This is a genomic window from Pseudomonas sp. LB3P93, assembly GCF_054898025.1.
Window position 1 is genome coordinate 2,237,085 of sequence record NZ_CM142713.1, and the last position, 26,728, is coordinate 2,263,812.

At 55.6% G+C, this 26,728-nt stretch carries 27 protein-coding genes and 1 pseudogene; 15 read left to right on the plus strand and 13 right to left on the minus strand.

The annotated features are described in order from the left end of the window. Nucleotides 1–13 precede the first annotated feature (13 nt). The 3 genes from ACYZT8_RS09945 to ACYZT8_RS09955 are packed head-to-tail and all read left to right on the plus strand — an operon-like array spanning nucleotide 14 to nucleotide 3,512. Nucleotides 14–679 (plus strand): YjbF family lipoprotein, encoded by a 666-nt coding sequence (locus ACYZT8_RS09945; RefSeq protein ID WP_461980675.1) that lies wholly within the window; start codon nucleotides 14–16, stop codon nucleotides 677–679. Further along, nucleotides 676–1,437, plus strand: coding sequence for a capsule biosynthesis GfcC family protein (locus tag ACYZT8_RS09950; RefSeq protein ID WP_461980677.1), 762 nt, complete (start codon nucleotides 676–678; stop codon nucleotides 1,435–1,437). The genes ACYZT8_RS09945 and ACYZT8_RS09950 overlap by 4 nt, the downstream gene beginning before the upstream one ends. Continuing rightward, nucleotides 1,434–3,512, plus strand: a complete 2,079-nt coding sequence (locus tag ACYZT8_RS09955) for a YjbH domain-containing protein (RefSeq protein WP_461980679.1) — start codon at nucleotides 1,434–1,436, stop codon at nucleotides 3,510–3,512. The genes ACYZT8_RS09950 and ACYZT8_RS09955 overlap by 4 nt, the downstream gene beginning before the upstream one ends. Nucleotides 3,513–3,772: 260 nt before the next feature. Here the strand turns inward: ACYZT8_RS09955 and ACYZT8_RS09960 are convergent, their stop codons facing one another. The 4 genes from ACYZT8_RS09960 to ACYZT8_RS09975 form a co-directional block, all read right to left on the minus strand. Continuing rightward, complete coding sequence (locus ACYZT8_RS09960) at nucleotides 3,773–5,167, minus strand: undecaprenyl-phosphate glucose phosphotransferase (protein WP_461980681.1); 1,395 nt, start codon at nucleotides 5,165–5,167, stop codon at nucleotides 3,773–3,775. A 350-nt stretch (nucleotides 5,168–5,517) separates the two neighbouring features. After that, nucleotides 5,518–6,207, minus strand: a complete 690-nt coding sequence (locus tag ACYZT8_RS09965; RefSeq protein ID WP_461980683.1) for a helix-turn-helix domain-containing protein — start codon at nucleotides 6,205–6,207, stop codon at nucleotides 5,518–5,520. Nucleotides 6,208–6,238: 31 nt separating this feature from the next. Then, nucleotides 6,239–6,991, minus strand: a complete 753-nt coding sequence (locus ACYZT8_RS09970; protein ID WP_461980685.1) for an EAL domain-containing protein — start codon at nucleotides 6,989–6,991, stop codon at nucleotides 6,239–6,241. 28 nt (nucleotides 6,992–7,019) lie between these two features. Further along, nucleotides 7,020–7,760 carry a winged helix-turn-helix domain-containing protein gene (locus ACYZT8_RS09975; protein ID WP_461980687.1) on the minus strand — a complete coding sequence of 247 codons (741 nt, stop codon included), beginning with the start codon at nucleotides 7,758–7,760 and terminating at the stop codon, nucleotides 7,020–7,022. 502 nt (nucleotides 7,761–8,262) lie between these two features. Here ACYZT8_RS09975 and ACYZT8_RS09980 point away from each other — a divergent pair. Further along, a complete protein-coding gene (locus tag ACYZT8_RS09980) occupies nucleotides 8,263–9,096 on the plus strand; it encodes an undecaprenyl-diphosphate phosphatase (protein WP_461980689.1) in 834 nt (277 codons plus the stop codon). Nucleotides 9,097–9,152: 56 nt separating this feature from the next. Here ACYZT8_RS09980 and dusA read toward each other — a convergent pair whose 3' ends face one another. Continuing rightward, a complete protein-coding gene (gene dusA, locus ACYZT8_RS09985; protein ID WP_461980691.1) occupies nucleotides 9,153–10,148 on the minus strand; it encodes a tRNA dihydrouridine(20/20a) synthase DusA in 996 nt (331 codons plus the stop codon). A gap of 263 nt (nucleotides 10,149–10,411) precedes the next feature. On the opposite strand from dusA, the gene ACYZT8_RS09990 reads away from it, so the two are divergent. Beyond that, a complete protein-coding gene (locus ACYZT8_RS09990) occupies nucleotides 10,412–10,612 on the plus strand; it encodes a hypothetical protein (RefSeq protein WP_461980693.1) in 201 nt (66 codons plus the stop codon). Nucleotides 10,613–10,727: 115 nt separating this feature from the next. Here ACYZT8_RS09990 and ACYZT8_RS09995 read toward each other — a convergent pair whose 3' ends face one another. From ACYZT8_RS09995 to ACYZT8_RS10010, 4 genes are all read right to left on the minus strand, one after another. After that, on the minus strand, nucleotides 10,728–11,513 hold the full coding sequence (locus ACYZT8_RS09995) for a transporter substrate-binding domain-containing protein (RefSeq protein ID WP_461980695.1): 786 nt from the start codon (nucleotides 11,511–11,513) through the stop codon (nucleotides 10,728–10,730). 47 nt (nucleotides 11,514–11,560) lie between these two features. Continuing rightward, a complete protein-coding gene (locus ACYZT8_RS10000; protein ID WP_461980697.1) occupies nucleotides 11,561–12,742 on the minus strand; it encodes a PAS domain-containing sensor histidine kinase in 1,182 nt (393 codons plus the stop codon). After that, a complete protein-coding gene (locus tag ACYZT8_RS10005; RefSeq protein ID WP_461980699.1) occupies nucleotides 12,729–13,547 on the minus strand; it encodes an alpha/beta fold hydrolase in 819 nt (272 codons plus the stop codon). The genes ACYZT8_RS10000 and ACYZT8_RS10005 overlap by 14 nt, the downstream gene beginning before the upstream one ends. A gap of 145 nt (nucleotides 13,548–13,692) precedes the next feature. After that, complete coding sequence (locus tag ACYZT8_RS10010; protein ID WP_461980701.1) at nucleotides 13,693–14,397, minus strand: murein L,D-transpeptidase catalytic domain family protein; 705 nt, start codon at nucleotides 14,395–14,397, stop codon at nucleotides 13,693–13,695. 81 nt (nucleotides 14,398–14,478) lie between these two features. Between ACYZT8_RS10010 and ACYZT8_RS10015 the strand changes: the two genes are divergently transcribed. Beyond that, nucleotides 14,479–16,230, plus strand: a complete 1,752-nt coding sequence (locus ACYZT8_RS10015) for a L,D-transpeptidase family protein (RefSeq protein WP_461980703.1) — start codon at nucleotides 14,479–14,481, stop codon at nucleotides 16,228–16,230. A gap of 56 nt (nucleotides 16,231–16,286) precedes the next feature. Here ACYZT8_RS10015 and ACYZT8_RS10020 read toward each other — a convergent pair whose 3' ends face one another. Further along, nucleotides 16,287–16,754 (minus strand): hypothetical protein, encoded by a 468-nt coding sequence (locus ACYZT8_RS10020; protein WP_461980705.1) that lies wholly within the window; start codon nucleotides 16,752–16,754, stop codon nucleotides 16,287–16,289. Nucleotides 16,755–16,865: 111 nt separating this feature from the next. Further along, on the minus strand, nucleotides 16,866–17,714 hold the full coding sequence (locus ACYZT8_RS10025) for a LysR substrate-binding domain-containing protein (RefSeq protein ID WP_461980707.1): 849 nt from the start codon (nucleotides 17,712–17,714) through the stop codon (nucleotides 16,866–16,868). Between the two features lie 108 nt (nucleotides 17,715–17,822). Between ACYZT8_RS10025 and ACYZT8_RS10030 the strand changes: the two genes are divergently transcribed. From ACYZT8_RS10030 to ACYZT8_RS10065, 8 genes and pseudogenes are all read left to right on the plus strand, one after another. Beyond that, complete coding sequence (locus tag ACYZT8_RS10030) at nucleotides 17,823–18,527, plus strand: haloacid dehalogenase type II (protein ID WP_461980709.1); 705 nt, start codon at nucleotides 17,823–17,825, stop codon at nucleotides 18,525–18,527. A 20-nt stretch (nucleotides 18,528–18,547) separates the two neighbouring features. Beyond that, entirely contained in the window at nucleotides 18,548–19,312 is a 765-nt protein-coding gene (locus ACYZT8_RS10035; RefSeq protein WP_461980711.1) for an aldolase, read from the plus strand. 359 nt (nucleotides 19,313–19,671) lie between these two features. Then, complete coding sequence (locus ACYZT8_RS10040) at nucleotides 19,672–20,130, plus strand: hypothetical protein (protein WP_461980713.1); 459 nt, start codon at nucleotides 19,672–19,674, stop codon at nucleotides 20,128–20,130. Between the two features lie 32 nt (nucleotides 20,131–20,162). Continuing rightward, the gene (locus tag ACYZT8_RS10045) at nucleotides 20,163–20,492 is read left to right on the plus strand and encodes a hypothetical protein (RefSeq protein WP_461980715.1); all 330 of its coding nucleotides are present in this window, start codon (nucleotides 20,163–20,165) and stop codon (nucleotides 20,490–20,492) included. An 18-nt stretch (nucleotides 20,493–20,510) separates the two neighbouring features. Then, entirely contained in the window at nucleotides 20,511–20,852 is a 342-nt protein-coding gene (locus tag ACYZT8_RS10050; protein ID WP_461980717.1) for a hypothetical protein, read from the plus strand. A 127-nt stretch (nucleotides 20,853–20,979) separates the two neighbouring features. Continuing rightward, nucleotides 20,980–21,438: a hypothetical protein gene (locus ACYZT8_RS10055; protein WP_461980719.1), complete on the plus strand. Its 459-nt coding sequence runs from the start codon at nucleotides 20,980–20,982 to the stop codon at nucleotides 21,436–21,438. Between the two features lie 137 nt (nucleotides 21,439–21,575). After that, complete coding sequence (locus tag ACYZT8_RS10060; protein ID WP_461980721.1) at nucleotides 21,576–23,147, plus strand: sensor domain-containing diguanylate cyclase; 1,572 nt, start codon at nucleotides 21,576–21,578, stop codon at nucleotides 23,145–23,147. 142 nt (nucleotides 23,148–23,289) lie between these two features. Then, a pseudogene (locus ACYZT8_RS10065) lies at nucleotides 23,290–23,841 on the plus strand (DUF1254 domain-containing protein); the annotation flags it as partial. A 95-nt stretch (nucleotides 23,842–23,936) separates the two neighbouring features. Here ACYZT8_RS10065 and ACYZT8_RS10070 read toward each other — a convergent pair. Then, nucleotides 23,937–24,275, minus strand: coding sequence for a hypothetical protein (locus tag ACYZT8_RS10070; protein ID WP_461982411.1), 339 nt, complete (start codon nucleotides 24,273–24,275; stop codon nucleotides 23,937–23,939). A gap of 407 nt (nucleotides 24,276–24,682) precedes the next feature. Between ACYZT8_RS10070 and ACYZT8_RS10075 the strand changes: the two genes are divergently transcribed. Further along, entirely contained in the window at nucleotides 24,683–25,951 is a 1,269-nt protein-coding gene (locus ACYZT8_RS10075; protein WP_461980723.1) for an IS110 family RNA-guided transposase, read from the plus strand. A 100-nt stretch (nucleotides 25,952–26,051) separates the two neighbouring features. On the opposite strand, the gene ACYZT8_RS10080 is transcribed toward ACYZT8_RS10075, so the two are convergent. After that, nucleotides 26,052–26,636, minus strand: a complete 585-nt coding sequence (locus ACYZT8_RS10080; RefSeq protein ID WP_461982412.1) for a GNAT family N-acetyltransferase — start codon at nucleotides 26,634–26,636, stop codon at nucleotides 26,052–26,054. Nucleotides 26,637–26,728: the final 92 nt, after the last annotated feature.

Genomic DNA, 26,728 nt, shown 5'->3' on the forward strand with positions numbered 1-26,728 from the left:
GTCTGGACCCACTGTGAGAACGTTGAAAGTTAGCGTCTGCTTGATGGCGGCCTTGCTGTTGTGTGGATGTAATCCTCTGATGAGGGCCACATTGGCGAACTTCAAAGCCGTGGCCACCGGGCCCGACGACCTGGAATTGACCCCGGAGCAAGTGGCCGAAGTTCAGTATCCCCAACTTAAGTTGACCACCCCTTCCGGCGAAGGGGTGTTGGCGATGGTGCGTGAGCGAGGCGACTTGCAGTACTGGGTCGCGTCCGGCAAGCAGGTGCTGTTGCTGCGCGATGGCCTGGCGGTTCGCACGGTCGGACTGGGCTTCGAGGGTGACCTGGACGGGACGCGCATCGAAGCGCAATCGCCGTTCAAGCAAGGCCTTCACCGACTGCCCGATGGCTACACCAGCCAGCGCTTTATCGATCTCTATCGGGGTTACGAAGTGGGCGTTGCCGTGAGCAGTCGCTTCACCCGAAAGCCTATGGAAACCATCAGGATCCTGGACAAGGAATACGCTGTGTTGCGTGTCGATGAGCAGATAGAGGCACCGGCGATTGGCCTTCGCGCGACCAATCATTATTGGGTCGATCCGGACAACGGTTTCATCCTCCAGAGTGAGCAGCAATTGACTGGGCGACTGCGGGTGAAAATCGTGCAGTTGACCTCTGAACGCAGGGCTGTCCGTTGAAGTTTTCCAGGGCGTTATGGACGTGCCTGTTGTTGATCTCCAGCGGCGCGAGTGCGGCAGTCACCGTCAGCGGCGATGTGCGCAATCCGGGACCGGTCGAACTGCAACCCGGGGGCCGCGTACTGGACGTGATGCGTGATGCGCAACCTAATCCTGAAGGCTACTGGCTGGCGGCGGCCTGGCTGCGACAACCCCTGCTCGAACAGCAGACTCGGCTCAAAACCGGGGTCTTGTTCGATTTGAAGGTGCTGCAACGCACCGCATTGCTCTTCGATCGCCCCAGCCGCGCAGCATTGGCGTTGCATTTGTACGAGCAAGTCAGCCGCTTGCCGGTCACCGGGCGCCAGGTGGCCGTGCTGGATCCGGTCGCGGTAGAGGTCGGGTTCGCTCGCAACTTCCGCCTCAATGACAGCGACAGCCTGATCTACCCGATGCGTTCCGATGTGGTTGAAGTGCTGGGCGCTGTCGCCGAACCGTGCAGGCTCGTCTATCACCCGATGCAGGAGGCCCGTGAGTACCTGCAAGGGTGTTCACCGCTGCCGGATGCCGACGCCGATTACCTCTGGATCATTCAGCCCGATGGCGTCACCCGCCGGGTCGGCATTGCGCCGTGGAATCGCGAAAGCGGGCACGTGCCTGCCGCCGGCAGCAAAATCCTCGTTCCTGTCAAAACCGATGATCTTAATCCGCCTATACCTGAACTGAATCAGCAGTTGGCCGAATTTCTTGCCACGCAACTGGCTGAGGTGGTTCCTTGAATTTACGTTTTGCAGCAGTGCTGTTGTTGCCTTGTGGTTTGGCTCACGCAGAGCCGCGATTGACTCAAAGTGATTTCGGCGGCGTGGGCTTGATGCAGACACCGACTGCCCGGATGGCCCCGGCCGGCGAGTTGAGTGTGAATGCCAGTCGAACCGATCCCTACACCCGTTACAGCGTTTCATTGCAGCCGTTTGAATGGCTGGAAGGTTCGTTTCGCTACACCGCGATCACCAACCGCAGGTATGGCCCCGAGTCGTTGAGTGGCGACCAGAGTTACAAAGACAAGGCTGTGGACCTCAAAGTACGCCTTTGGCAAGAAAGCCACTGGGCGCCTGAACTGGCCCTCGGCTTTCGCGACATCGGTGGTACCGGCCTGTTCTCCAGCGAATTCCTGGTCGCCAACAAACGCTATGACGACTTTGATTTCAGCGCGGGTATCGCTTGGGGATACATCGGTAATCGAGGCGATTTCGACAACCCGTTGGGTTGGGCGGCTGATCGCTTCAACACCCGGCCAGACGGCGAGGGCACGGGTGACGTCAACACCAATGCCTATTTCCGTGGACGACCTTCATTGTTTGGCGGCGTCACCTACCAGACACCCTGGGATCCGCTCAGCCTGAAGCTCGAGTACGAAGGCAACGACTACAAAAACGAGCCGAAAGACAACGCCATCAAGCAAGACTCGCCCGTCAACATCGGCGCGGTGTTCAAGCTGACCGATTCGGTGGATCTCAGCGCGGGTTGGGAACGCGGCAACACCGCTATGTTTGGCATCACCCTGCACACCAACTTCGTCAGCCGCAAGGCACCGGCCAAGACCTACGATCCGCCAGCGGAGCGTCTGCCGGCACAGGCACCCGCCACGCCACCGGATCAGGTCAACTGGGCCAACGTGTCGCAACGCCTGCAGAAAAATGCGGGCTATAAAGTTGAGCGCATCACCCAGCGCGGCGCCGAGTTATTTGTGTACGGCGAGCAGACGAATTATTTCCATTCGGCAAAAGCCGTTGGCCGCGCCAGCCGGATTCTGGACAACAGCGTCAACGACGATATCGACTGGTTCACCCTGGTGAACAAGCGCTACGACATGCCGCTTGAAGAAACCAGCGTGCCTCGCGAGACCTTTCGCGAAGTGGTCAATAACGAGGAGCCGCTGCAAACGTTGCACCGTACCACCGAGGTCAACGGGGCGATGCCGCACAATGAGACTACGCTCTATACCGAGGCGCGCGATCCATTCAACTATGGCATCGGGCTGGGCTATAAACAGAACGTCGGTGGCCCGGATGGTTTGCTTTATCAGTTGAGCGCCGATGCGGACGCCGAGTATCGCTTCACTCGCAATACCTGGTGGAGCGGCATGCTCAGCGCCAATCTGGTGAACAACTATGACAACTTTACCTACGACGCACCGAGTGGCTTGCCCCGGGTGCGGACGGATCTGCGCAAGTACCTGACAACTTCTGACGTCACGATGCCCACGTTCCAGGTCAACCACGCCGAGCAATTGGATAAAGACCTGTATGGCATGGTCTACGGCGGCTATCTGGAGTCGATGTTTGCCGGTGTGGGCGGTGAAGTACTGTTCCGTCCGGCAGGCGAGCGTTGGTCGGTAGGTGCAGATTTGAACTACGTGCGTCAGCGCGAGTTTAATCAGGGCTTTGGCTTACGTGATTACTCGACCGTTACCGGCCACATCACCGGCTATACCGAGTTGCCTTTCGATACCCAGGCCGCCGTCAGTGTCGGCCGTTACCTGGCGCGGGATTGGGGCGCCACGATCGACCTGTCGCGAGAGTTCCGCAATGGTGTGCGATTCGGTGCCTGGGCCACGCTCACCACCGCGACAAAAGCGGAATACGGCGAAGGCAGTTTCGACAAAGGCATCTACATCTCCATTCCTTTCGACGAACTGATGAGCATGTCGACCATGCGTCGCGCCAATATCGTCTGGTCGCCGCTGACCCGTGACGGTGGTGCACGGCTTAATCGCAGCTATTGGCTGCACTCGATGACCGATAGCCGTGACAGCGACTTGTTCTACCGCAACTTTGACAAGATCACTGAGTGACGGCGGGCGATCTACGGGGCGATTAGCGCTGTAGATCGTAATGCGGTCAATCCGTCTTGTAGTGAACGCCATCCTGCGCAGAGTTCTCTGCGTTATCCCTAATACACTGGGACGGTAATCCGGTCAGCTTCCTGTAGGTTGCTGATCGTTCTATTGGTGGTTCTGATGGGGTCGTGAGTTGGCACTAGAGCTTGATACACGCCCACAAAAAAGGGGACTTGCGTCCCCTTTTTACTTTTCGGGTGTTAACCACTAAGCCATCAATAAATGTCCTTAGACAGCAAGGTGAAGGGTGTCTTCACCAGGATCTTCAGATCCAGCCACAACGACCAGTTATTGATGTACGTAAGGTCGATCTCCACACGCTTTTGCATTTTGTCGATGGTGTCGGTCTCGCCGCGGCAACCGTTGATTTGAGCCAGTCCGGTAATCCCCGGTTTGATTCGGTGACGCGCCATGTAGGCGAGAATTTTCCCGGAGTAGTAATCGTTGTGCGCAACGGCGTGCGGACGTGGCCCGACCAGGGCCATATGGCCTTGCAGCACATTGATCAGTTGCGGCAGCTCATCGAGCGAAGTGCGGCGGATAAAGCGTCCGACCGGGGTGATCCGCGAATCGTTACGGCTGGCCTGCTTGACCTCCTTGTCATCGTGTACGCGCATCGAGCGAAACTTCCAGACCTGGATTACCTTGCCATTCCAGCCGTGACGGTCCTGCTTGAAGAACACCGGACCCGGGGAGTTGAATTTGACGGCAAGGGCTATAAGCAACAGGACCGGGCTTAGAAGGACAATGGCCAACAGCGCCACGCTCTTTTCCAGCAGGCTTTTACTCAGTGCCGCGGTCGGCTGGCTGGTCAACGGACTTTCATTCAAGTAGATCGCCGGCAAGCCGTCCACGACCCTTACCGAGTGATTGAGCAACGTCAGGCTGTTCAAGTCCGGCACCCAGACCACATCTACGTTCGCACCCAGCAAATCGACATACATGGCTTCGATTTTTGCCGCTTCACTCAGGGGCATCGTGATGTACAAACGTCGAATGTCATGGGCTTTGATCAACTCCAGCAACTGCTCCTGCGGGCCTACGATCGGCGGCGAGCCCATCGCCAACGGGAGCGTGGTGTCGGTGCTGACCAACCCCACCAGCGGGAAGTGTTCGAGGCTACGCAGCTTCCTGGCGAGTCCCAATGCCAACTCGCCCGTACCGACGATCAGGGTTTTATGCTCGCGTTGAAGTGAGCGTTGATAGTATTGCGAGAAGCCGTGCAGCGGAACGTACAACAGTGCCTGCCCGATGTATCCGCAGGCTGCCCATACGAGGATCAGTTGACGAGAGAACAGTTCATCCGCCTTGCAGATGAACGCCACGCAGGCCAATGCCGCGAGGGTCATTGTCCAGCCCATCAGCAAACGTCCCAATCCCTCCAGGTAGTTATCTTTCTTTGCATAGACGCCACACCATGTATAGGCGGGCACCGAGGCAAGTACCGTCAGAATTGCACACACTCGATAATAGAACTCTACCGTTCCGGTCTGGTAGTAAACCAATAGAAACAACAGGGCAACAACAAAGCCCTGACCCAGTGCCCATTGTCCCCAGAAGGTCAATCCTTTGAGGTGGGTATTTCGATTGATACGAAGATTGTTAACCATGCGATATCCCCAAAATACGTCCATTCGCGCGTCGACAGACAAGAGCCAAGTTGATGTAGCAAGTATTATTATTTTTATAAGAGGGCAAAGCGTTAACGGGCGAAACGCCACTGTGCGGCGCGCTCGTCAGTGAATAGATTAAGTTATCGGGCTGAAAGCTGTCTGACGACTTTTAACGCGCAGTTTGTTCATTGGGTGGGTATGTCGGAGTGTTAAAAATAGTCGAAAATGTAAGTTGGTTTGAGGGAGTGGTGTAGGTGGGATATTGAAGGAGGGGCGAATCAGGAGGGTGAAATGGTGGGGTGCTTTGTTATTTTTGTATGCACTACCATTGTGGACATCTCATTTACTCAAGTGAGGGGTTTTCCTCTTATGATTTTTTGAATCAGGCAATATCCACGATTCCTGACCGCCCGGAAAAGACGTTCGCCATTACTGGCAGTTTTAAACTTTTCCTGTAGTCGACTCAGGCACATTTCCAGACCTCGATAATGTTCGGGTTCTCTGCCTATGCTCCGAATAAGATCATCTTTGCTGACGACACGGTCATCATGGTGCAGCATCTTTTTGACCAGTGTGGCCTCCAGGCCAGTCAAGACAATCTCGACATCATCTTTAATCAATGCGCCATTGACATTGCTAAGTCGCCACGCTTCTGCATAGGGATAGTGCGGTCTGGCTGTCACATTGGAGAGGGAGTCCCGGTTATCATCCCGATCTTCATCTGCAAGTCTGGAGATGTTGTTGGACCGCGTATCGGACTGGGCCGCTCGCCACTCGGATTCGAATGTCGAGAGTATGCGCTGTGTATCATGTCTGATAACAGGAGGGACAGTTCTGTCCAGGTGAGGAGAAATAAATTCCATGAGCTTAGGGGCGGATGAGGGGAGGGCTACACCTTCGACAAACATCTTTGCCTGTGATGTACCGAATGAGTTATATCGCTCACTCGAGAGTAAAGCCTCAAGTTCAAGTTGTAATGCCGGGCTATGAGTAACGACGACAAAATATTTTCTGGGGAGGGGGGTAGTGCTTTCCATGTCTCTCTCCTGAAGGGGCACGCTCGGTTTTTTAATTTAAGAGGTTGTCGGCAGGGGAGTAATGGCTCCCTTGAAAGTAATCAAAAGGCAACGCGCGTGCCAGTATATGGCTAGCAGCATGCTCGACTCTGTCAGCTATGAAGACGACTTTGGTGGTGTGAGTCAGCATGGTCATGCGTTCGTGGAGTCGATTGAATAAATCGGGGTTGCCCGTCAGTTTAAGGCTCAAGTCTAGGGCTGAAAGAGGAATCTTGATATAGTCGAAAAGATTCAGGGTTGTAAATATCTCGATACTTTCATCGTCGATGTTATAGCCATCGAACGCGATTTCTACGCCGTGATCTTTCAACAGATATACGTTGTTGAGAATGTTCTTTTTATCAATGAAGCTGACCGCCGAAAGGGGTAGTTCATTGAAAGCGATAACCAGTGTCTGGCCAAAACCGCGCAGCGCATCGCTGGACTGTATCAACTCTTCAGTGAGTGCAGAATCGGCTAGGTCTGCCTGTCCAACGCAAACGAATCGACGACTTAAGTATTTGTTTTTGCTAGAGATATTTTGATCTTTTAGCGAAAAGGCAATCAGCCGTGTCTGCAAGAGAGCTTCACTGTAAATGCCACTCATCTGTTGCATGGGGGCAACAAAGGATGCATGAGCCTGACTGTCGTCAAACTGTATTCTGATCTCGCTGCCAAATGGGCAGTCATCGCGAGTGAGGATCAATTGTCGAGACAGATAATGACTCGCACGATAGGTGTGTGACGCGCTCATCGTTGCGTTCATAATGCAATAACTCCCTGCATATTAATCTTCAGGTGGTCGAGATCAGACCCCTGACAAGACGATATCCATGCCCACGAATACTTTGAATGGCGTTTGTGCCATACATGCCTTTTATCTTTCCGCGAAGGCGGCTAATAGATTTTTCCAAGGCCCTTGGGTCATAAAACGTTATATTCAGCCCCATGATTCTGGCAATTTCATCATGGCTCAATATCTGATTTCTTGTTTCGGAAAACGCTTCAAGAATTTTCATTTCCGGAAACGATACGTCCAGCTTCTTATAGTCTCCAATCAGGCACATACGAGTCGGGTCCAAGAGCAGATGGTGTTGCTTGTGCCATTCTACGCTGTTAAAAAACTCGGAAAGCGCGTCCGGGTTTTCTTCGGGAAACATACTGAATTTAATACAGTGGTCGGCCCCGGCAAGATAGTACTTCATCTTGTTGTAGGTGCCTCTGCCGGTGATCGCTACAAAAATAATTAGGGCCTGGTTATCGGCACGCATATTTTCCACCAGAGCGAGGCTTTCATCAAAGGCCTGAGGGCTGTCAATGATAATGAATACTGCACGGTATGAATGGAAGTCCCTATTTTTTTTAAACAAGTTGTTGTAGCACATGGTGTCAACGGGTATATCATGCGCTACGCGACTTGTTACTAAAGTCTTGAAACCCTCAGCTAAACTATGGGTCCGCCCAATGGTGAGAATACCTGTCACCTCCTTTGCGTGGCTGTGGCTGGTATTCGTTAATTTCCCTGTAAGCATCATGCATTGACTCGGCTGGGTGCTGACATTTGGATGTTAAAGCACCGATTCTCATTTGTGACTGACAATTGGTAACATTTCACGGATTTTTCAAGCAGGCGTCACAATTTTTTTAACATTGTTGGTCGATCTGGTTAGATTTTTTGTGCTCCTGGCGCGGGGCATGCCAGCTGGCACGGGAGTGTCATTGTGCCATCTTTCGCCGCAATGTCTCGCTTTTCCAGGTGAATACGCTGTGACGCTGGCGAGTGCTGCCGTTGTTTATTTTTGTTTATTGAGTGTTATGAATTATCGGCACTTGGCTACTTGACTTGCTAGTTAGTGCATTTATTTTGGGCAGAGCTGTCTAGTGTTTACCTCTATATAACATCGGGATTGTTAGTTGTGGTTCTGGACATTTACTAACGATGAGTTTTAATACTGAACCGAATGCGCTTTACTGACTCGTTAGCGATAAATTAAAAGCATGGCAGCGGATTTACTGGTGTCTATGAGGGGAGGGTTAATGGATTTTTGGACTACCGTAACGGTATTGATTTTAGGCTTGGTGGAAGGGTTGACAGAGTTTTTGCCCATATCAAGTACAGGGCATCAGATTGTAGTCGCGGACCTGCTCGACTTCGGTGGTGAGCGTGCGATGGCCTTCAATATCATTATTCAACTGGGCGCAATCCTCGCCGTCGTCTGGGAGTTTCGTCGCAAGATCCTAGAGATCGTCACAGGCCTGCCAACTCAACGCAATCCGCAACGTTTTACCTTGAATCTATTGATCGGTTTTATGCCGGCCGTTGTTCTGGGTGTGTTGTTCGCCGATAAGATTCATGAGTATCTGTTCAACCCAATCACCGTTGCGGTGGCGTTGGTAGTGGGCGGCATCATCATGTTGTGGGCTGAGCGGCGGGAACATGTGGTGTATGTCTATCATGTTGACGACATGCGCTGGCCCGACGCACTGAAGGTCGGTTTCGCTCAATGCCTGGCAATGATACCGGGCACCTCACGCTCTGGATCGACCATTATCGGTGGGTTGCTGTTTGGACTGTCGCGCAAGGCGGCCACCGAGTTCTCGTTCTTCCTGGCCATGCCGACCATGGTCGGTGCCGCCGTCTACTCAGGCTACAAGTATCGCGATCTATTCCAGGCCGGTGACCTGCCAGTCTTTGCCCTGGGCTTCATCACGGCGTTCTTTTTTGCCATGATTGCTGTACGGGGCTTGCTCAAGTTTATCGCCAGCCACAGTTACGCCGCATTCGCCTGGTACAGAATCGTATTCGGTCTGGTGATCCTGGCCACATGGGCATTCGGTTGGGTTAACTGGACTGAAGCAGCAGCGCTCTGACTCTTGAACCAGGCTGCGGACCCGCCAGCCTGGTATATAAATAAAACGACTAACCGTTAACGCCCCTCAAGCAACTCCGCCGCCTGATCCAGCAACGCCAAAGGCTCTTTAGCCTTGTGAATATCCACCGACAACAACTGACGAAATTTGCGTGCCCCCGGAAACCCGGTGCCCAGCCCCAGCACATGCCGGGTGATGTGGTGCATCGATCCGCCCGCCTCAATATGCGCCGCTATATAAGGCCGCAACTGAGCCAGCGCCTCGGCCCGGCTGATCACCGGCGCTGTACTGCCGAATAACTGCTGATCCACCTCAGCCATCACATAAGGATTGTGATACGCCTCACGACCCAGCATCACGCCGTCAAACGTCTGCAGATGCGCGTGACAGGCCTCCAGCGTCTTGATCCCGCCGTTAAGAATAATCTCCAACTCCGGAAAATCCGCCTTCAACTGCGCCGCCACGTCATAGCGCAGAGGCGGAATGTCACGGTTCTCCTTCGGCGACAACCCCTCCAGAATCGCAATCCGCGCATGCACCGTAAAACTCGTGCATCCGGCATCCCGAACCGTGCCGACGAAATCACACAACTCCTCGTAACTGTCCCGCCCATTAATCCCGATCCGATGCTTCACCGTCACCGGAATCGACACCGCATCCCGCATCGCCTTCACGCAATCAGCCACCAACTGCGGATGCCCCATCAGGCACGCGCCGATCATATTGTTCTGCACCCGATCACTCGGGCAGCCGACATTCAGATTCACCTCGTCGTAACCGTGTTCCTGGGCCATGCGGGCGCAGGCAGCCAGATCGAGGGGGACACTACCGCCGAGTTGCAGGGCGAGCGGGTGTTCGGCTTCGTTGTGACGGAGGAAGCGCTCGTGATCGCCATTGAGGAGCGCGCCGGTGGTGACCATTTCGGTGTAGAGGAGGGCGTGTTTGGAGAGTAGGCGTAGGAAAAAGCGACAATGTCTATCAGTCCAATCCATCATCGGGGCGACGGAGAAACGGCGGGAGAGCGGGGCGGGTGTGGCGGTGATTGGGGGCATTGGGGATCTGGAATCGGTGGGGCTGGGAGGTTGAGGAGTTTATCAGGAATGGGCTTTTGAGGTTGAGGCGAGTCTTAATGGGCCGGCGTTGCAGCTCTAATAGAAGAGGGCGTTCCTAAGGGAGCGCCCTTTTTTGCATCAAGACACCGCTGTAGCTGAACCAATGCTGTCGCGCGACCAAGTTTCATAATGTCTGACGAATTGGCGTCTTAGGATAAGGGATAGCGTTCGAATCGCCGCGCTTCCCCCCAGGAACCTGAAAAATGATCTCAACCCTCTTCAAAGTCGTGATGATCACCAGCGCTTTGCTGCTAAGCGCCTGCTCAGGCGTCAGCACCAGCACCTGTTTTTCAGAAAGCTGCCAATCGTTCGACGGCCATGGCGCCAACAAGTTGAACCTTGGCGGGAGTGCGATTGGTAGCAGCTTCAGCGAGTACAGCTCGGGGTTGTTGCACGATGACTAAGGCGTAACGCCCCGGCGGAAGATGTTTCTGCCGGGGCGCGCACCGTGTGTGCTGATTTGGCGACTGCTTCGCAGCCGAACGCAGGCTTCGCCAGCTGCTACAGGGGTTGTGGCGGCTATTTGGGAGCGGGCGTTGCGATCCACTGGCCCAAAACTTTCTGATAGTTGCCTGTCACCTTGGCCAGGTGCAGCCACTGATCCACATACAACTTCCAGGTCATATCGTCGCGAGGCAGCAAGTAAGCCTTCTCGCCGTACTGCATAAACTGGCTCGGGTTAACCGCACACAACCCGGGTTTAAGTTTCTGCTGATACAACGCTTCCGACGCATCGGTAATCATCACGTCAGCCTTCTTATCCAACAGTTCCTGAAAGATCGTCACGTTGTCGTGAAGGCTTAATTGCGCCTTGGGCAGAAACGCGTGAACAAACGCTTCGTTAGTGCCGCCGGCCGGTTCGACCAAGCGAACCGAAGACTGGTTGATCTGCTCGACGGTCTGGTACAGCGCCTGATCTTCGCAGCGCACTAACGGGATCTTGCCGTCGACGTCCAGTGTGGTGCTGAAGAAGGCTTTTTTCTGACGTTCCAGGGTGACCGAGATGCCACCAACGCCGATGTCGCACTTGCCGGCCAGCATGTCGGGCGTCAGTGTTTTCCAGGTGGTTTGCACCCACTCGACTTTGACACCCAGGCTTTCCGCCAGCGAGCGGGCCATGGCGATGTCGATGCCGGAGTATTCGCCGTCCTCGGCTTTGAAGGTATAGGGTTTGTAGTCGCCGGTTGTGCAAACGCGCAGTTGGCCTTGCTGGATGACGCTGTCCATATGGGATGGCTCTGCCTGAGCGGCAAACGATAGGGCGAGCAGGCCACCGAGCATGATTGTGCTTTTCAGGTTTTTCATTGTTATCCGGCTTCCTTAATGGACTTGATCAGTTCTTGGCGTAGCGCTTAGAGCGCGGCGGCCCCCAACGGAAAATAAACACTAAACACCGTCCCACCCTCAAGACTCGAACTTACCGAAACATCCCCGCCATGGGCCTTGGCAATTTCCCTGACGATAAACAACCCCAGCCCCACGCTTCGCAAATCACTGTCCGTCTCCGTGCCGCGAGTCATCGGTTCAAAAAGAATCGCCATCAATGACTCCGGAATAACCGGCCCGTGGTTTTGCACCGACACAACAGCCTGGGCTTCCAGTCGCGAAGTAATGGTGATGGGCTGCTGCAGATCGCCATAAGCCACGCTATTGGCCACCAGGTTGCCGATGATTTGCTGCACCCGATCAGCATCCAGATGAGCGCTACCAGTGCCAATGGACTGGTGCAGCAACTTCGCCTCAGGAAACGCTACACGCAGTTCATCAACGCTGTGGCTGACGAAGGAATGCAAGTCCAGCGATGTAGGAGAAATCCCAATTCCACGTCCGACTCTGGCCAGCGCGAAATCCAGCAAGTCGGCGATCATGCGCTGTGCACGTTCCGCTGATTGGCTAATGTGCCCGAGCATCTTGGTTTCTTTGGCGGTGCGCTGGCCTTGGGCGAGGATGTCGGAGGCCATTTTGATCGCGGTCAGCGGGTTTTTCAGGTCGTGGCTGACGATAGCGACCATTTGTTCGGCGAACGAGGCGCGGCGTTTTGCCTTTTCGTAAGCCAGGTTCAGTTGGGTCTGGGCTTCGAGAAGGGCGGCATCGGCGGCGGTCTTTTTGGACAGCAGCTCCTCCGCGAGTTTTCGGGCGTTGAGCAGTTCGCGCTCGTACTTGTCGCGGTCGGTGGTGCCGAACAGCGCCAGTTCATAAAACGCACCGCTGGCGTGCTCGCGTCTCACGCCGTTGAGCAGCATGGTGACAATGCGTTTGTCGTGATGAACCAGATCGAGTTTTACCTCGGCCACGGAGCCTTGCATTTGCATCAGCGGCGCCCAGTGGGTTTGATGAAAAATACGACCGCCCATGGTCAGCAGGTCTTGAAAGCGCCGGCCGATCAACGCTTGGGCATCGAAGCCGATCCAGTTGCTGAACGTCTGATTGCTGCGCAGGATCGTGCCGTCCTCTTTCGTCACCACTAATCCGCAAGGCGCACCTTCGAATAGCGTCTGCGGGTCGGGCAGTGATGACGGATCATCGGTCGGCATGAGCGCCCACCCACGGCGACAGGAAGCTGTCCATGGCTTCGGAGCAGACACTCGGCGCGCTCATGTGCGGGCAATGGCCGACGTTGACCACCAGGCAGAGCGTGCTGTTAGGGAGTGTGGCGTGCAGGTATTCACCCACGGCCACGGGGGCGATGAGGTCGTCGGTGGATTGCAGAATCAGGGTCGGTGTGATTAGGCCCGCGACGTCTTTGCGGTTGTCCGACATGAACGTTACCCGCGCGAACTGCTTGGCGATCTCGGGCTCGGTGCGGCAGAAGCTGTTGGTGAGTTCTTCGCCGAGCGCCGGTTGCCCAGGCGCGCCCATGATCACCGGGGCCATCGTGCTGGACCAGCCGAGGTAGTTGCTGTCGAGGGTGTCGAGCAGTGAGTGGATGTCTTCGAGTTTGAATCCGCCCACGTAGTCGTCGGAATCGATGTAGCAGGGTGAAGGACCAATCATGACGTGAGCGGCGATGTGGCCGGGGGACTGACGATCCGCCAAGACACCAATCATGGCGCTGACGGAGTGACCCACTAGAATCACCGGGCCGTTGGCGAACTGATCGATTATTTCGCCAAGGTCCTGGGCATACCCGGCCAGTGAGTTGTATTTTTCTTTGTCGTAGGCATCGAGATTCGACTGCCCTGCACCGACCAGGTCATACAAAACAACCTTGAAACTACCGGTAAAGTTGTCAACGAGATAGCGCCACATGGTTTGATCGCAGCCAAAGCCATGGGAGAAGATCAGCGTTGCCGGACCGTCGCCCATCACTTTTACGTTGTTGCGATGTTGAAGGTCCATGCGTGTCTTCCCGGGTGGGCCAAATGTAATTTTGGCATCCGTGGGAGTTTAGATAGTCGCAGGCATCAGGTCACGCGTTGCTACATGGAAAGAGGGCGCCCTGATGAGGCGCCCTCTGTAATACGCAGGCAGTTTCACACGATGTTCATTTGCGGACAGTTGTCTTGGACGCCGACGCCACGGTGCCGCTGCCACAATTGATATACGAAGACGACTTCAGCCAGCGCTGATCCGGATAGTAAGAGAACAACAACTGCCCACCTTTCATCGAATCAATCAGCCGACGAGCAACCGCCGGTCTGACTGCCGGGCAACCGAGGCTTCTGCCAATCCGCCCATTCGCACGGGCCAGGACCGGACTCACATAAGGCGCGCCATGAATCACGATGGCGCGGTCAAAGGCGTTGTCATTGAAACCCGGCTCCAGGCCTTCCATGCGCAGCGAGTAACCATTCTGCCCGACATAACTTGACTGTGTGCGGTACAAGCCGAGACTGGTAGCGAAGCTTTCGTTTTGGTTGGAGAAGTTGACTGCCATGTTCTCGCCGCTGTTTCGACCGTGAGCGACCAGTTCATGAAACAGCAACTTGCGCTTCTTTAAATCGAACACCCAGAGCCGCTGTTCGGTCGAAGGCAGGGAATAGTCGATGACCGCAAGCCTTTGGGCTGGCGCTTTGCCTTGAGCGATGCTGCATTGCGAGGCGCGAACGGCGAGGTTGATGACGTTGGCGTTAGCCTTCGGGGCCGCTTTGATGAGGGCGGCAGCGAGAGAATCGGCGTAGGCTGACGGTACGGACATTGCAGTCAGTAGCAGGGCCGAAAGAAGATAGCCAAAACGTAGTGGCGCCATATAGATGTCTCATCATGTTAAGTTCGAGTCTAGCAGTGTGTTGAAAGCCAGGCGTTGAATGCGGGGGATTAAGGATTATTCATGGTGCTTTTAACAAGGTTATTCGTCATAAGCCGCGTATTTTTTATGGGCTTTCTGATCAGCGGCACAGCGCTCGCGGAAACTTCGCCGATTGAGCCCACAACTGCGCCAACCTCCATAATCGAGGCTGCAGCGGACGATAACGTCGGGCAAGCGATTCAGGCCTCGCTTGAGCCGCTGAAAACCGCGTTTCCACCGCTGCTCACAGGATCTCGTCATCGGCGAGTGGATGTCAGCCGTCTGGTGATGGATTTTTATACGCATCGCGCCTACCGCGCTGCGTGGACGAATGACAGCGATGTCGCGCAATTGATCGCCAGCCTGAAGGCGACTGAGGCCGATGGCCTGACCCCGGCGGACTTTCATATCGATGAATTGATCCGGTCGCAGACTACGGTGCAGACAACGCCGGTAACGCCTGAGCAACGGGCGGCTTTTGATTTGGCGACCACGCATACTTTCATCACCGCGCTGCTGCAGTTGCGCCGAGGCAAGGTTGATCCTTCGCGGCTCGACATTCACTGGAACTTTGATTCGAATGGCGTCGATCCACGTGATGACGTCAACGCCTTCTTCGCTGCGCTCGACAATCACGACGTCGCCAAGGCGTTTGCCCAAGCGCCGCCGCAAGAAGCGGTGTACGTCGGTTTGCGTCAGGCCCTGGCGCAACTGCGCGGTATCCGGGACCGGGGCGGTTGGCCGAAAGTGGTTGTCGACCATTCACTCAAACCTGGCATGGACGAACCGGCCGTCGCGCAGTTGCGCGCACGGATGGTCGCGGCGGGTTTTCTCGATCCGCGATTGATCCACGGAACGAAGTACGACGGCGCCGTCACCGCAGCGGTGAAAAAGTATCAAAACGAGCAATACCTTGGCGCGGACGGCATGGCCGGGGCGACAACACTGGCGGCATTGAATGTGCCTGTGGATGCGCGAATCGATCAAGTCCGGGTGAATATGGAGCGGGCGCGCTGGCTGCTCTACAAACTCCAGGGCACGTTCGTCATCGTCGATATCGCCGGCTATAAGGTGGCCATGTACCGCGATGGCCTACCGATCTGGCGATCCCGGGTGCAGGTCGGTAAAACGGCTCGTAATACGCCGATCTTCCAGGCGCAGATTACCTACATCACGTTTAACCCGACCTGGACGGTGCCGCCAACGATCCTTAAGGAAGATATGCTGCCGAAGGTTCAGAGCAATCCCGGCTACCTCGCGGCCAACCGGATTCGAGTGCTGGATCGGGAAGGCAATGTGCTCGATCCGTCGACCGTCGACTGGACCAACCCGCGCGGCCTCACATTGCGCCAGGATGCCGGGCCCGACAGCTCGCTGGGTCAAGTGGTGATCCGGTTTCCCAACGACTATGCGATTTACCTGCATGACACGCCGCACCGCGAGTTGTTTGCCAAAACCGTCCGCGCGACCAGCTCGGGCTGCATTCGGGTAGAGAATCCGCTGCAACTGGTGGAGCTGTTGTTTAACGACCCGGTGCGCTGGAACAGCGAAGGTATTCAGAAGCAATTGGCTAACGGCAAGACCGAGAACATTCGGCTTCCTGTCAAAGTGCCGGTGTTGCTGGCGTACTGGACCGTGGATTTGGGCAGTGACGGGCGAGTGGCGTTCAAGCCTGATGTGTATGGCTACGATGCGCCGGTATTGCGGGCGTTGAACCGGCTGTCGCCGGTGCCAGTGCTGGATTTGCATTCGGCGGTGGGATCGGTGGTAGCGGCGGGGCCGGCACGGCAGTAGGGGAGTGGGCTTGATTTAATCAATCCGTCCCCTTTCCCGGTACTGGGTTCGTCTCTCTAAAGCTCCAGCCCCTCTTGCACCACCGCCAGCAGGTTGTGCTCGGTCAACGCAACCGCATCCAGTTGCTGTCCGGCCTGCTCGATCGCCTGCAGCCACCAATGCGTCTCGCCATGCTCGTCCACTGTGCGCAGCAGCGCCAGTTCTTTACCTTTCGAGTGGATCTCGACACGCCCCGCGCCATCTTCGGTGAAGCGCGCAACAGGGTCGAAGGTGATGCCGTGCTCATTGCCTTCGATCAGCAATTGGTCGATCGCGTAGTCGAAAGTCGCACCGTTTGAATCGCTCTCGCACACATGAGTGGGATTACGCCGCAGGATCAGACCCACCTCAATCAGTGGCAGCAGCCACGCCTCGATCTGCTCATACAACTCGTAGACTTGGGCGGGCCAGCTGTCGATCATCTGATCCGCGCTGGTAGGCCGGGTATGTTTCAACTTCGCCGCAAGCTCGTCTGCCTTACTCATTTCGATTCCCTGTCGTGATGTAAGAGTAATCGTAGCTCCTTCAACGCCATCCAGGCTTTGCCCTGCGTCATGTCGGCGTCACAAGCGTGACAAATTATTTCTACTCAACAGTCAATTGCCCAAGACCGCCAACTCCCCCCGCAAAAACTCCACCAAATCCCGCTGCAACCCCGTCAACACTCCCTCCCGACTGATCAACGCCAACTCCGTCGGCGGCAACTCCGGCAGATCAGTGCACACACTGTGCTCAGGCAACACCGCCGAAGCCGGCAGTACGGAAACCCCCAACCCTGAAGCCACCGCTGCCTGAATCCCGGTCAAACTGTGGCTGCCAAACGCAACCCGCCAGGGTCGCTGCGCCACGTCCAGCAAGCGGATCGCCCGCTGCCGATAAATGCATCCTTGCGGAAACAGCGCCAATGGCAACACGCCGTTGGCCGAGTCCACTCCCGCACCTTTGACCCACACCAGCACTTCCGGCCACGCCGCCCAGCACGGGCCGCTGTCCGGTTCGCGTTTGACCAGGGCGATGTCGATCTCACCCGACGCGAGTTTCTGTTTCAGATCTGTGCTCATGCCGCTGACGGTTTCCAGCCGGGCTTGCGGGCGCGCGCGATTGAAGCCCGCAAGGATCAGGGCCATGCGCCGCGCATCGAAGTCCTCCGGCACGCCGATGCGCAGGATTTCCAGATCGAGGTCGCTGGCCAGTGCTTCAACCGCTTCAGAGGACAGGGCCAACAGGCGCCGGGCATAGTGAATCAGCAGTTCGCCATGTTCGGTGAGGTTGATGTTCTGGCCGGTACGGTCACGCAGCAGCAGGGGATGACCGACCAGATCTTCCAGTTTGCGAACCTGCTGGCTCACGGTGGATTGAGTTCGATGCACGCGTTCGGCGGCGCGGGTGAAGCTGCCTTCATCGACCACGCAGACGAAGGTCTTGAGCAATTCAAGATCGAGCATGGCGATCTCCTGGATATTTGATTTTCAACTGACGAGTCGATATTAATTTAATTTCACACTAACACCAGCGGCTCGTAATCTGAAGATCACCCTTCAGAGGATATAAACATGACACTCGAGAACACCCCGCGCCCCGAATGGCTGACCTTTGATTGCTACGGCACGTTGATCCAATGGGATGAAGGCTTGAAAGCCGTGGTCGCCGAGATTTTGCGCGACAAGGGCGATCACACCGTTGAAGCCGATCGCCTCATCGAGGTCTACGACCGGCATGAACACCGGCTGGAGCAGATTCCGCCGCATCGTTCGTTTCGCCAACTGAGCACGCTCGGGTTGCAACTCGCGCTGGAGGAGTTGGGGCTGGCGAGCCTGCCCGAAGACAGTCAGCGGCTGGCCGGGGCGATTCCGCGGATGCCGCCGTTTCCGGAAGTGACCGAGACACTGGCGAAACTCAAGGCGATGGGCTTCAAGCTGTGCATCGTCTCCAACACCGACGACGACATCATCGCCGGCAACGTTACGCAGCTCGGCGGGCATATCGACCGAGTCATCACCGCGCAGCAGGCGGGGGCTTACAAGCCGGATCCGCGGTTGTTTGACTACGCTCATGAGCAGCTCGGGGTCAGCCTTGATCAAGTGGTCCACATCTGCGCCAGCCCGACGCTGGACCACACCGCCGCCCGGGACATGCACTTTCGTTGTGTGTGGATCGATCGCGGCACGGGTCGGCAATTGCTGCCGGACTACCGCCCCGATGCGATATTGAGCACGCTGGATCAGGTCGTGCCTCTGTTCACATCCCTCGGCTGGTAAAAAAACACGGAGACCTCGCCATGGCACATACCCTTGCAGGCAGTTCGCGTTCCGCGCGTTATGCCGACCTCAACCTGGATTCGCAAGCCGTCATCACCGTCCGTACGGAGTTGGCCGCGTGTTTTCAACTGGCCGCGTTGCATGGCCTGGAGGAGGGCATCTGTAATCATTTTTCAGCGATGGTGCCCGGGCGGGATGATCTGTTTTTTGTGAATCCCTACGGGTACGCGTTTGCCGAGGTGACGGCGCAGCATCTGCTGGTGTGCGACGTCCACGGCAATGTCGTGGACGGTGAAGGGCAGCCCGAGGCGACTGCGTTTTACATCCATGCCCGACTGCATAAACAGCTGCCACGGGTGAAAGTGGCGTTCCACACCCACATGCCTCACGCCACGGCGTTGTGCTTGCTGCAGGGGCCGCCACTGTTGTGGTTGGGGCAGACGGCGCTGAAATTTTACGGCCGCACGGCGGTGGACGAGGACTACAATGGCCTGGCCCTCGATGAATCCGAAGGCGACCGGATTGCCAGCGTCATGGGCAGCGCCGACATCCTGTTCCTCAAGAACCACGGCGTCATCGTCGCCGGGCCGACCATCGCCGAAGCCTGGGATGATTTGTATTACCTGGAACGTGCCGCACAGGTGCAGCTGATGGCAATGGCGACCCAGCGCGAACTCAAGCCGGTGCCCCATGAAATTGCCCAACGGGCCTACGAGCAAATGCGCCTGGGCGACGCCGAAAGTGCGCAGGCGCATTTGCGCAGTGCGATACGGCGGTTGCCTTAAGAATACAGCGGACGGTTATTTTTTAGTTCAGAAGCTTGATCCTTCTCTGCAGGGGGTACACAAGTACATTAGATTTTCAGGCCAGATGTGGCGCTGAAGTAAATGGTTAAGTTTCACATTCTATGTGTTTTCCTTCCTGCGTCGCGCTGTTACTGCGTTATAGGTCTCGTCGTAATTCAGTTTGGCTATTGCGGATATTAATAATCAATATAGCGCCACTTTATTTTGTTGCCAATATTAAGATCAGTTGCGGCGCAAGTGAATGTTTTGATTTGAGGCGGTTGTAGCGTAACAATTGAGCGGATAGCTATTGAGGTATTGTGTAGTTAGATATTTTTTAGCAGGTGGAGCATATCAAGATGCAAGGAATCACCTTGTTGAACAGAAACCGGTTTTCAGTGGCTTCGGCATTGCTGGTCACTTTGTTAATGTTGTCAGCGTGTTCAATTAGATTGATCAGTGCTTACGACGAGACAACGGACAAAGTGGTCACTGCACTACAAAATAAGACGGAAACACATTTTGTTGCTCTTGAATCGCTGGAGGGGCGTCCAGGGTGTGAGTACGAAAAAAGCAAAGTTTTTTATGATCAAGCGAAGGTTGATATTAGTGCTATAGAGGTGAGGGCGGCTGCCATTCCCAAGAATGAAATAACAACACTGCAGGCGCAATTGTTGGCTCAAAATCTGGAGGCATTAAGGAAGTTGCACAAAATTTCATGCCTGTCAGTGTGGCAGATCGATCCGTTGCGTATCCAGTTTAATAGCAGTTATACCGCTATTCTCAAAGAAGAGCTTGCAAAACGTCGTGGGGAATAGCTTTAAATAAATTGTTAGACAGAGGTCGTATTATGGGTGTCAACACATCTCAGCTTGGTAAAAGCATACTTGTTGCATTTAAGAGGGCTCTATCGGAAAAGTGGCCGGATATAAAAGAGTACGGTGAGGCCGAGTCAAGTAAATTGGCCCGAACCCTTGTGATGATTGAGGCGTTGACCGCTTCCGGAAAAATCAACGCCGAACAAGCCCGGTTGCATATGGATATCCAGAAAAACTCGACGCGCATCGTGCTGCTGACGCTTGAGGGGTTAGGGATACTGGCGGTTGAGGCCGCTTTGAATGCGGCCCTGAATGCTGTTAAAGAGAGCGTGAATGCCGCGGTTGGCTTTGCTCTTATCTAATGAAGTGGAGGAAATGCCATGTTTGACGGGACACGATCTGCCGATCAACTTGCGAAGACAATAATAGACACACCTGGCGTATTGGCGCAAATTCAAGCTAATCCAGAAGAGACACTAAAAAAACTTTCCGAACAGGCAAAGCTACAAGTTCCGCGAGCGCTTGAGCAGGATGTGTGGATTTATAGGGTCGTAGTATCCTCACTGGGTTTGGTCACATTGCTTGTTGTTTTAGGTTCAATCGCGTTGTCATTAGGAACGACCGGTCAAGTTCAAATTCCAGATGTTCTTACGGCTTTGGGCTCTGCCGCTATTGGTGCGTTGGCGGGTATCCTGGCACCTTCTCCTGCTCAGCGAAACTGACAGTAATCAGTTTGGCATTTTTACTGTGCGCGCCAAGTTTTCTCTCGCGGTGATGAATCTCATCGAAATAGATGATTTTTTTCGTGTGAAACCCGGAGACGGTTATTTTTAGTTAAAGGAGTTTGCTATGACAGAGGATCAGCTTAATGCAGCACTCCAGGCAGAGTATTTGCACATTCAAAAAACAATCGAAGATTTTGATACTCGAGCCCTGACCATAAAGGCGTGGAGCGTTACCTTCGGGTTGGTAGCGTTGTCAGGAGCATTTATAAGTCACTCATGTGTCGCGTTTCTCCTGTCAGCAATGAGCGCGGCAATATTTTGGGTTTTGGAGTTGCAATGGAAGCTCTTTCAGATTTGCTACTACGAACGATCAGATTTGATTGAGGCACATTTCGCGGGCGGGAACGCGGTTGAACAACCTTTTCAGATTAGTAGCGCGTGGTTCCGTAGATGGAGAGCGTTGCGACGCGAAGATATTTCCGCAGTCGCACGGATGCCTCACGTCGCCTTACCTCATGTCATCGTCATAGGTGTGGGCATACTCCTGTTTATGCTCACCATCCTGAAAATAATCAAAATTTAACATTTCGAGACAGCTACCCAACCAATCGGGTTTTTTGTGAAACTCGTCCAGTTGCCCCTCCCCCCTGCGTAGACTAAGCTCACAAAAAATAAGGGCTTTGGGCCTTTGCCCATGCCTTGCCCTTACAGGACGAGCTTTTGCCTATCCTCACTCAAGACCCGCACGAAACCCCTGGCGGCGCTTTGAAACGGTTATCTCTGCTCAAGGCAGCGGTGCTGTTTATCGCGGCGGTATGCCTCTGTCTCTGTGGTCTGCTTTACCTGCAGCTGGAGCAATCGCGCCGCCACGCGCTCGACGTGGCGCAAGTCTCGTCGTCGAACCTGACTCGCGCCATGGCGCAGCAGGCCGAAGACACTTTCATGAAAGCCGACCTGGTGTTGACCAGTCTGGTGGACTGGATTCAGGTCGATGGTTACGGCGCGGCACAGAAACCTCGCTTGCAGAAAACCTTCGCCCGGCGGGTGCAGGCACTGGATCAATTGCACGGAATATTTCTGTTCGACAAGCAGGGGCAGTGGGTCGTGACCTCGTTTGAGGATTTGAACCGCGGTCCGGGCGTGGCGGATCGGGAGTACTTCAAGTTCCACCAGCAGAACGCGTCCACCCTCGCGCACATCGGGCCGGCACTTCGCAGTCGGGAGAATGGCGAATGGATCATTCCGGTATCCAAACGGGTGAACGACAAGAACGGCAACTTCCAGGGCGTGGTATTGGCCGGAATAAAAATGGCCTACTTCGATCAGTTCTTCAAAAGTTTCAGCATCGATGACAACGGCTCGATGTTCTTGGCGTTGACCGACGGTACGTTGCTGGCACGCAGGCCGTTTGTGGAGTCACAGATCGGCACGTCCCTGGCCAAGGGCGAAATTTTTCAGAAGCATTTGCCCAGGGCGCCCGCCGGCAACGCGATGATCAGCTCGGTGGTCGATGGTGTTGTGCGTTTGTATGGCTACCGTCAGCTCGATGCCTATCCGCTGGTTGTTTCGGCGGCGTCGTCCAGGGATTCGATTCTCAAGGAGTGGTACGAAACAGCGTTTCAATCCAGCTTTATTGTTGCCTTGGTGGTGTTGGGTGTGGGCCTGTTCGGTTGGGTGTTCGTTCGCCAGGTGCGCGTCGGCGTGCAGGTCGAGGCCGATTTGCGCAAGGCCAAGGAAGCACTGAAGCTGATCGCGACTCACGACAGCCTGACGGGGCTGGCCAATCGCCGGCTATTCGAGCAGGCGCTGGACATCGAGTTTGGCCGAGGCGCCCGGCAGTCGAGTTCGCTGAGCCTGATCATGCTCGATATCGATTACTTCAAACGCTACAACGATGCTTACGGCCATGTGGCGGGTGACCATTGCCTGGCTGAAGTGGCGCGTGCGGTAAAGGGCTGCTGCCACCGCAAAGCCGACCTGGCGGTGCGTTATGGCGGTGAGGAATTTGCGGTGTTGCTGCCCGACACCGACCTTCACGGCGCGCTGGTGATTGCCGAGCAGATCCGCCGCAGCGTCATGGACAAGAACATTACCCACAGTGGTTCACCAACGGGTTACGTGACGGTCAGTCTGGGCTGTTACGCGTTTGTGCCGACCGGGCACGACAGCATCGAGGTGTTCATCGAGCGAGCGGATGCGGCGCTGTATCAGGCCAAGCATTCGGGTCGAAACCGTGCGGGGGTGTTGTCGATGGAGGGCGGTGTGGAAGCGCTGATGCGCTCCGACCGTTGAGGCATTTCGTGCCGTTGTTTCAGGCCTGTAACAGTCACTCGTCCGTCTGTCTTTCTGTCAGTTCCGTCTGTTTTCATCGTCTAGAGTTCCGGTAGCTCTGTCGAACCCGACAGGGTTTCCCACAGCACGGACAATCGCCAAAATGTTGATCACTCAAGCATTGAAAGCCGTTGCTCTAATCTTTGCAGTTTCCGTTGTTTCGCCGCTGGCCAGCCAGGCTCAATCGAAAGTCACGCCGCAAGAATCCAACGTCTTTGTGACTGTGCCGCAGTACCCATCCGAAGACTTCAAAGCCGTGGTGCAGTCGAACGTCGACACGTTGTACTCCATCGCCTGGCTCGATTTGACCAAGGAGCCGCTGGTTATTACCGCGCCGGACACCGCCGGGCGTTTATACGTGTTGCCAATGCTCGACATGTGGAGCGATGTATTCGCCTCGCCGGGGGGATATGCGACGGGCACACAGTCCAGTGAGTTTCTGGTGACGCCTCCGGGATGGATCGGAACGGTGCCGGCAGGGTTGAATCATTTACCGGCGCCCACGCCCTTCGTCTGGGTCATCGGCCGCACCGAGGTCAGTGGGGCAGTGGACTATGCGACGGTGAACAGGATTCAGGCTGGCTACACCGTGACGTCGTTGTCGCAGATCGGTAAAAGAGCCGAGCCGGTCGACCCGGAAATTGCAATCCACACTCGTGTGGTAACGGCGGGTCGGTGAGCGCTGACACCCTGGCGGTCCGTGGCAACTACGTTAAGAGCACTGAATAGAAAGCAGCCGACGCTGTCCCGTCATTGGTTGCTTCTGCGTGTCCAGCTGCCGGTCCCGCCTCCTGCACCACCGGTGCCCCCACCGGCAGCGCCCGTGCCACCGCCTGCACCTGAGCCGCTGGCCCCGGCATTGCCACCATTGCCCTCTCTCGATGAACCATATCCGCCGTTGCCCCGGTCGGGGGTATATCGGCCCGAGGGTGGGTCCGGATAGTTGTTGGGTGCCATGATCGATCCGCCGCTATTCCACGACCTGGTCTCGCTCGCGTCAGCGTTATCGCCGGAGGCGGCGTAAGCGGCCCCTCTTGCTGCGGCCAGCAAACCGAGCAACAACAGCGTGGTGATTTTGATGTTCATCAGTGCACGTCTCCAACGGTGAGTCGTTACCTGCTGATGGTGTGACGGGTGGGGCGGTGGGTGTTGGCGGGATGACGAATGGTCGATGACTGTTGTGCCGATCACAGACGGTGTGTGCAACATTCGTCACTGTGGGAGCGAGCTTGCTCGCGATATAGGTAGTCCGTTCCTTTCTCTTCCATACTGACTTCGCTGGAAGTTCGCTGTCGGCGAGGAAGGAACATGCACCTGCGGGCTACGAATATGCTCGCGAAGCACTCGATGATTACGCCATCACCTTCGAGCCCACAGGTGCGCTTGCGCCCTCTAACGAATTCTCAGGGAAAGCCCGACACGGCTCTCTATATCGCCTTCGCTGGACGCAAGCATGCATGTCCCTGCATGTACTTTAGCGCCTGTGGAGGTGTTCCATGCAAACGCTCCTGTCTCAGAGGTTCACTGCTTATATCGGAATTGATTGGGCAGATGCCAAGCACGACATCTGTTTGCAGATAACTGGAGAGGCTCAGCGGAGTTTCGAGGTCATCGACCACAAGCCCGAGTCGATTGATCGCTGGGCCAAGTCGCTGCATCAACGTTACGGTGGCCCGATCGCGGTCGCCGTGGAGCTGAACAAAGGGCCACTGATAGCGGCTCTGCAAAAATATGAGTTTTTTTGTATCTTTCCGATCAATCCGAGCACCTTGGCCCGGCACCGTAAAACCTTCGTCCCCAGTGGCGCCAAGGATGATCCAACGGATGCTCAATGGGCGCTTGAGCTGTTGCTGAATCACCCAGAACGGTTTCCTCAACTGGTCCAGCAAAGCTCCGCCATGCGTTCGCTCGCCAGTCTGACCGAACATCGCCGTGGGCTGGTCGATGACCGGGTCAAGATCAGCAACCGTCTGGTCTGCATGCTCAAACAGTATTATCCGTTGGCTCTTGAGCTGTTTCATAACCATGACACGCTGGTTTTCTGTGAGTTTTTGGCGCGCTGGTCGACATTTGAAGTGCTTAAGCGCGCTCGGCCGGCCAGCGTTTTGAAGTTCCTTCACGCGCATAATGTTCGCCATGCTGAACTCAATCAGCAGCGTTTGGCGTTGATCACCAAAGCCATGCCGTTGACTGAAGATCCAGGCGTGGTCAGTCCTTCAGCGCTGTATGTGCTGGCCCTGGTCTCGCAACTGAAAGGGGTCATCACGGCGATCAAAGACTTTGATCGGGAGATCGAAAAAACCGCCAATACCCTGGCCGACTACCGCCTCTTCCAGGCCTTGCCCGGCGCGGGGCAGCAGCTTGCGCCACGGTTGATGGTGGCTTTTGGTGAGCAGCGAGATCGCTTCAAGGATGCCAGTTCGATGCAGCGATACGCCGGGATCGCACCGGTTACCGAACGTAGCGGCAAGAAAAAAGTCGTTCATTGGCGCTATCAATGCGCAACTTTTTTGCGCCAGACCTTTGTTGAGTGGGCTGCACACAGCATCAATCAATCGGTGTGGGCAGAAGCTTATTATCGCCAGCAAAGGGCCAAAGGCTGCTCTTACCAAGCCGCCCTCAGGGCCTTGGCGTTCAAGTGGATCCGGATCGTTTATCGGTGCTGGAAGACCAGCACCGTGTACGACGAAAAGGTTTATTTACAGGCCTTGCTCCGGCACGGCTCGCCGTTGACCAGCGAGCTGAACACAGCAAAATCGCGTTGACGGAAAGGCTCAGGGCGTGATGGCGGCGGATCAGTCAACGTTGATGTCGCCTGACACTCCGCTATCGCGAGCAAGCTCGCTCCCACAGTGGTTTGTGGCGTTAACAAGGATTGTACTCAGTCAGTTTTTTCTCAAGATTCTCCCGCACCAACGGCCATTCCTCATCAATGATGCTGAACCGCACAGAGTTGCGCTTGCGTCCGTCCGGCATGATCCGTTCGTGGCGCACGATGCCTTCCTGTTGCGCGCCGAGTCGCAGGATCGCATCGCGTGACTTCTGGTTGCTTTCATCGGTGGTGAATTGCACTCGCACGCAGTCCAGCACGTCGAAGGCGTAACGCAACATCAGGTATTTTGCCTCGGTGTTGACGAACGTTTTCTGCCAGCGCGCCGAGATCCAGCTGCTGCCGATTTCAAGTTTGCGGTTGAGGCGGTCGATTTTCCAGAAACGCGTCGAACCAATGACTTCATCCGTGTCCTTGAGCACGATCACGAAGGGCAGGACCGTTCCGGCGTCGCGACCGTCGATGGCTTTTTTCAGGTAACTGTCGACGGTGCTCGGGGAGGGCACGACGGTGACCGTCAGGTTCCACAATTCGCCATCCCGCGCGGCGTTGACCAGCGCATCGGCGTCGCCGGTTTGCAGGGCGCGCAGGGTAATTCGTTGACCTTCCAGGGTGTCCATGAGCGAGGCGTTCTCGGCATAAAAGGTTCGCGGGCAATGCGCGCCATTACAGGGTAGCGGCCGTCGATTGGCAATAGTCGTTGCGCGATGAC

Bases quoted from the DNA above. Each gene is read 5' to 3' on its own strand.
- ACYZT8_RS09960 (WP_461980681.1), bottom strand. From the start codon at position 5,167: ATGGTTAACAATCTTCGTATCAATCGAAATACCCACCTCAAAGGATTG.
- ACYZT8_RS09965 (WP_461980683.1), bottom strand. From the start codon at position 6,207: ATGGAAAGCACTACCCCCCTCCCCAGAAAATATTTTGTCGTCGTTACT.
- ACYZT8_RS09970 (WP_461980685.1), bottom strand. From the start codon at position 6,991: ATGAACGCAACGATGAGCGCGTCACACACCTATCGTGCGAGTCATTAT.
- ACYZT8_RS09975 (WP_461980687.1), bottom strand. From the start codon at position 7,760: ATGATGCTTACAGGGAAATTAACGAATACCAGCCACAGCCACGCAAAG.
- ACYZT8_RS09980 (WP_461980689.1), top strand. From the start codon at position 8,263: ATGGATTTTTGGACTACCGTAACGGTATTGATTTTAGGCTTGGTGGAA.
- dusA (WP_461980691.1), bottom strand. From the start codon at position 10,148: ATGCCCCCAATCACCGCCACACCCGCCCCGCTCTCCCGCCGTTTCTCC.
- ACYZT8_RS09990 (WP_461980693.1), top strand. From the start codon at position 10,412: ATGATCTCAACCCTCTTCAAAGTCGTGATGATCACCAGCGCTTTGCTG.
- ACYZT8_RS09995 (WP_461980695.1), bottom strand. From the start codon at position 11,513: ATGAAAAACCTGAAAAGCACAATCATGCTCGGTGGCCTGCTCGCCCTA.
- ACYZT8_RS10000 (WP_461980697.1), bottom strand. From the start codon at position 12,742: ATGCCGACCGATGATCCGTCATCACTGCCCGACCCGCAGACGCTATTC.
- ACYZT8_RS10005 (WP_461980699.1), bottom strand. From the start codon at position 13,547: ATGGACCTTCAACATCGCAACAACGTAAAAGTGATGGGCGACGGTCCG.
- ACYZT8_RS10010 (WP_461980701.1), bottom strand. From the start codon at position 14,397: ATGGCGCCACTACGTTTTGGCTATCTTCTTTCGGCCCTGCTACTGACT.
- ACYZT8_RS10015 (WP_461980703.1), top strand. From the start codon at position 14,479: ATGGTGCTTTTAACAAGGTTATTCGTCATAAGCCGCGTATTTTTTATG.
- ACYZT8_RS10020 (WP_461980705.1), bottom strand. From the start codon at position 16,754: ATGAGTAAGGCAGACGAGCTTGCGGCGAAGTTGAAACATACCCGGCCT.
- ACYZT8_RS10025 (WP_461980707.1), bottom strand. From the start codon at position 17,714: ATGCTCGATCTTGAATTGCTCAAGACCTTCGTCTGCGTGGTCGATGAA.
- ACYZT8_RS10030 (WP_461980709.1), top strand. From the start codon at position 17,823: ATGACACTCGAGAACACCCCGCGCCCCGAATGGCTGACCTTTGATTGC.
- ACYZT8_RS10035 (WP_461980711.1), top strand. From the start codon at position 18,548: ATGGCACATACCCTTGCAGGCAGTTCGCGTTCCGCGCGTTATGCCGAC.
- ACYZT8_RS10040 (WP_461980713.1), top strand. From the start codon at position 19,672: ATGCAAGGAATCACCTTGTTGAACAGAAACCGGTTTTCAGTGGCTTCG.
- ACYZT8_RS10045 (WP_461980715.1), top strand. From the start codon at position 20,163: ATGGGTGTCAACACATCTCAGCTTGGTAAAAGCATACTTGTTGCATTT.
- ACYZT8_RS10050 (WP_461980717.1), top strand. From the start codon at position 20,511: ATGTTTGACGGGACACGATCTGCCGATCAACTTGCGAAGACAATAATA.
- ACYZT8_RS10055 (WP_461980719.1), top strand. From the start codon at position 20,980: ATGACAGAGGATCAGCTTAATGCAGCACTCCAGGCAGAGTATTTGCAC.
- ACYZT8_RS10075 (WP_461980723.1), top strand. From the start codon at position 24,683: ATGCAAACGCTCCTGTCTCAGAGGTTCACTGCTTATATCGGAATTGAT.
- ACYZT8_RS10080 (WP_461982412.1), bottom strand. From the start codon at position 26,636: ATGGACACCCTGGAAGGTCAACGAATTACCCTGCGCGCCCTGCAAACC.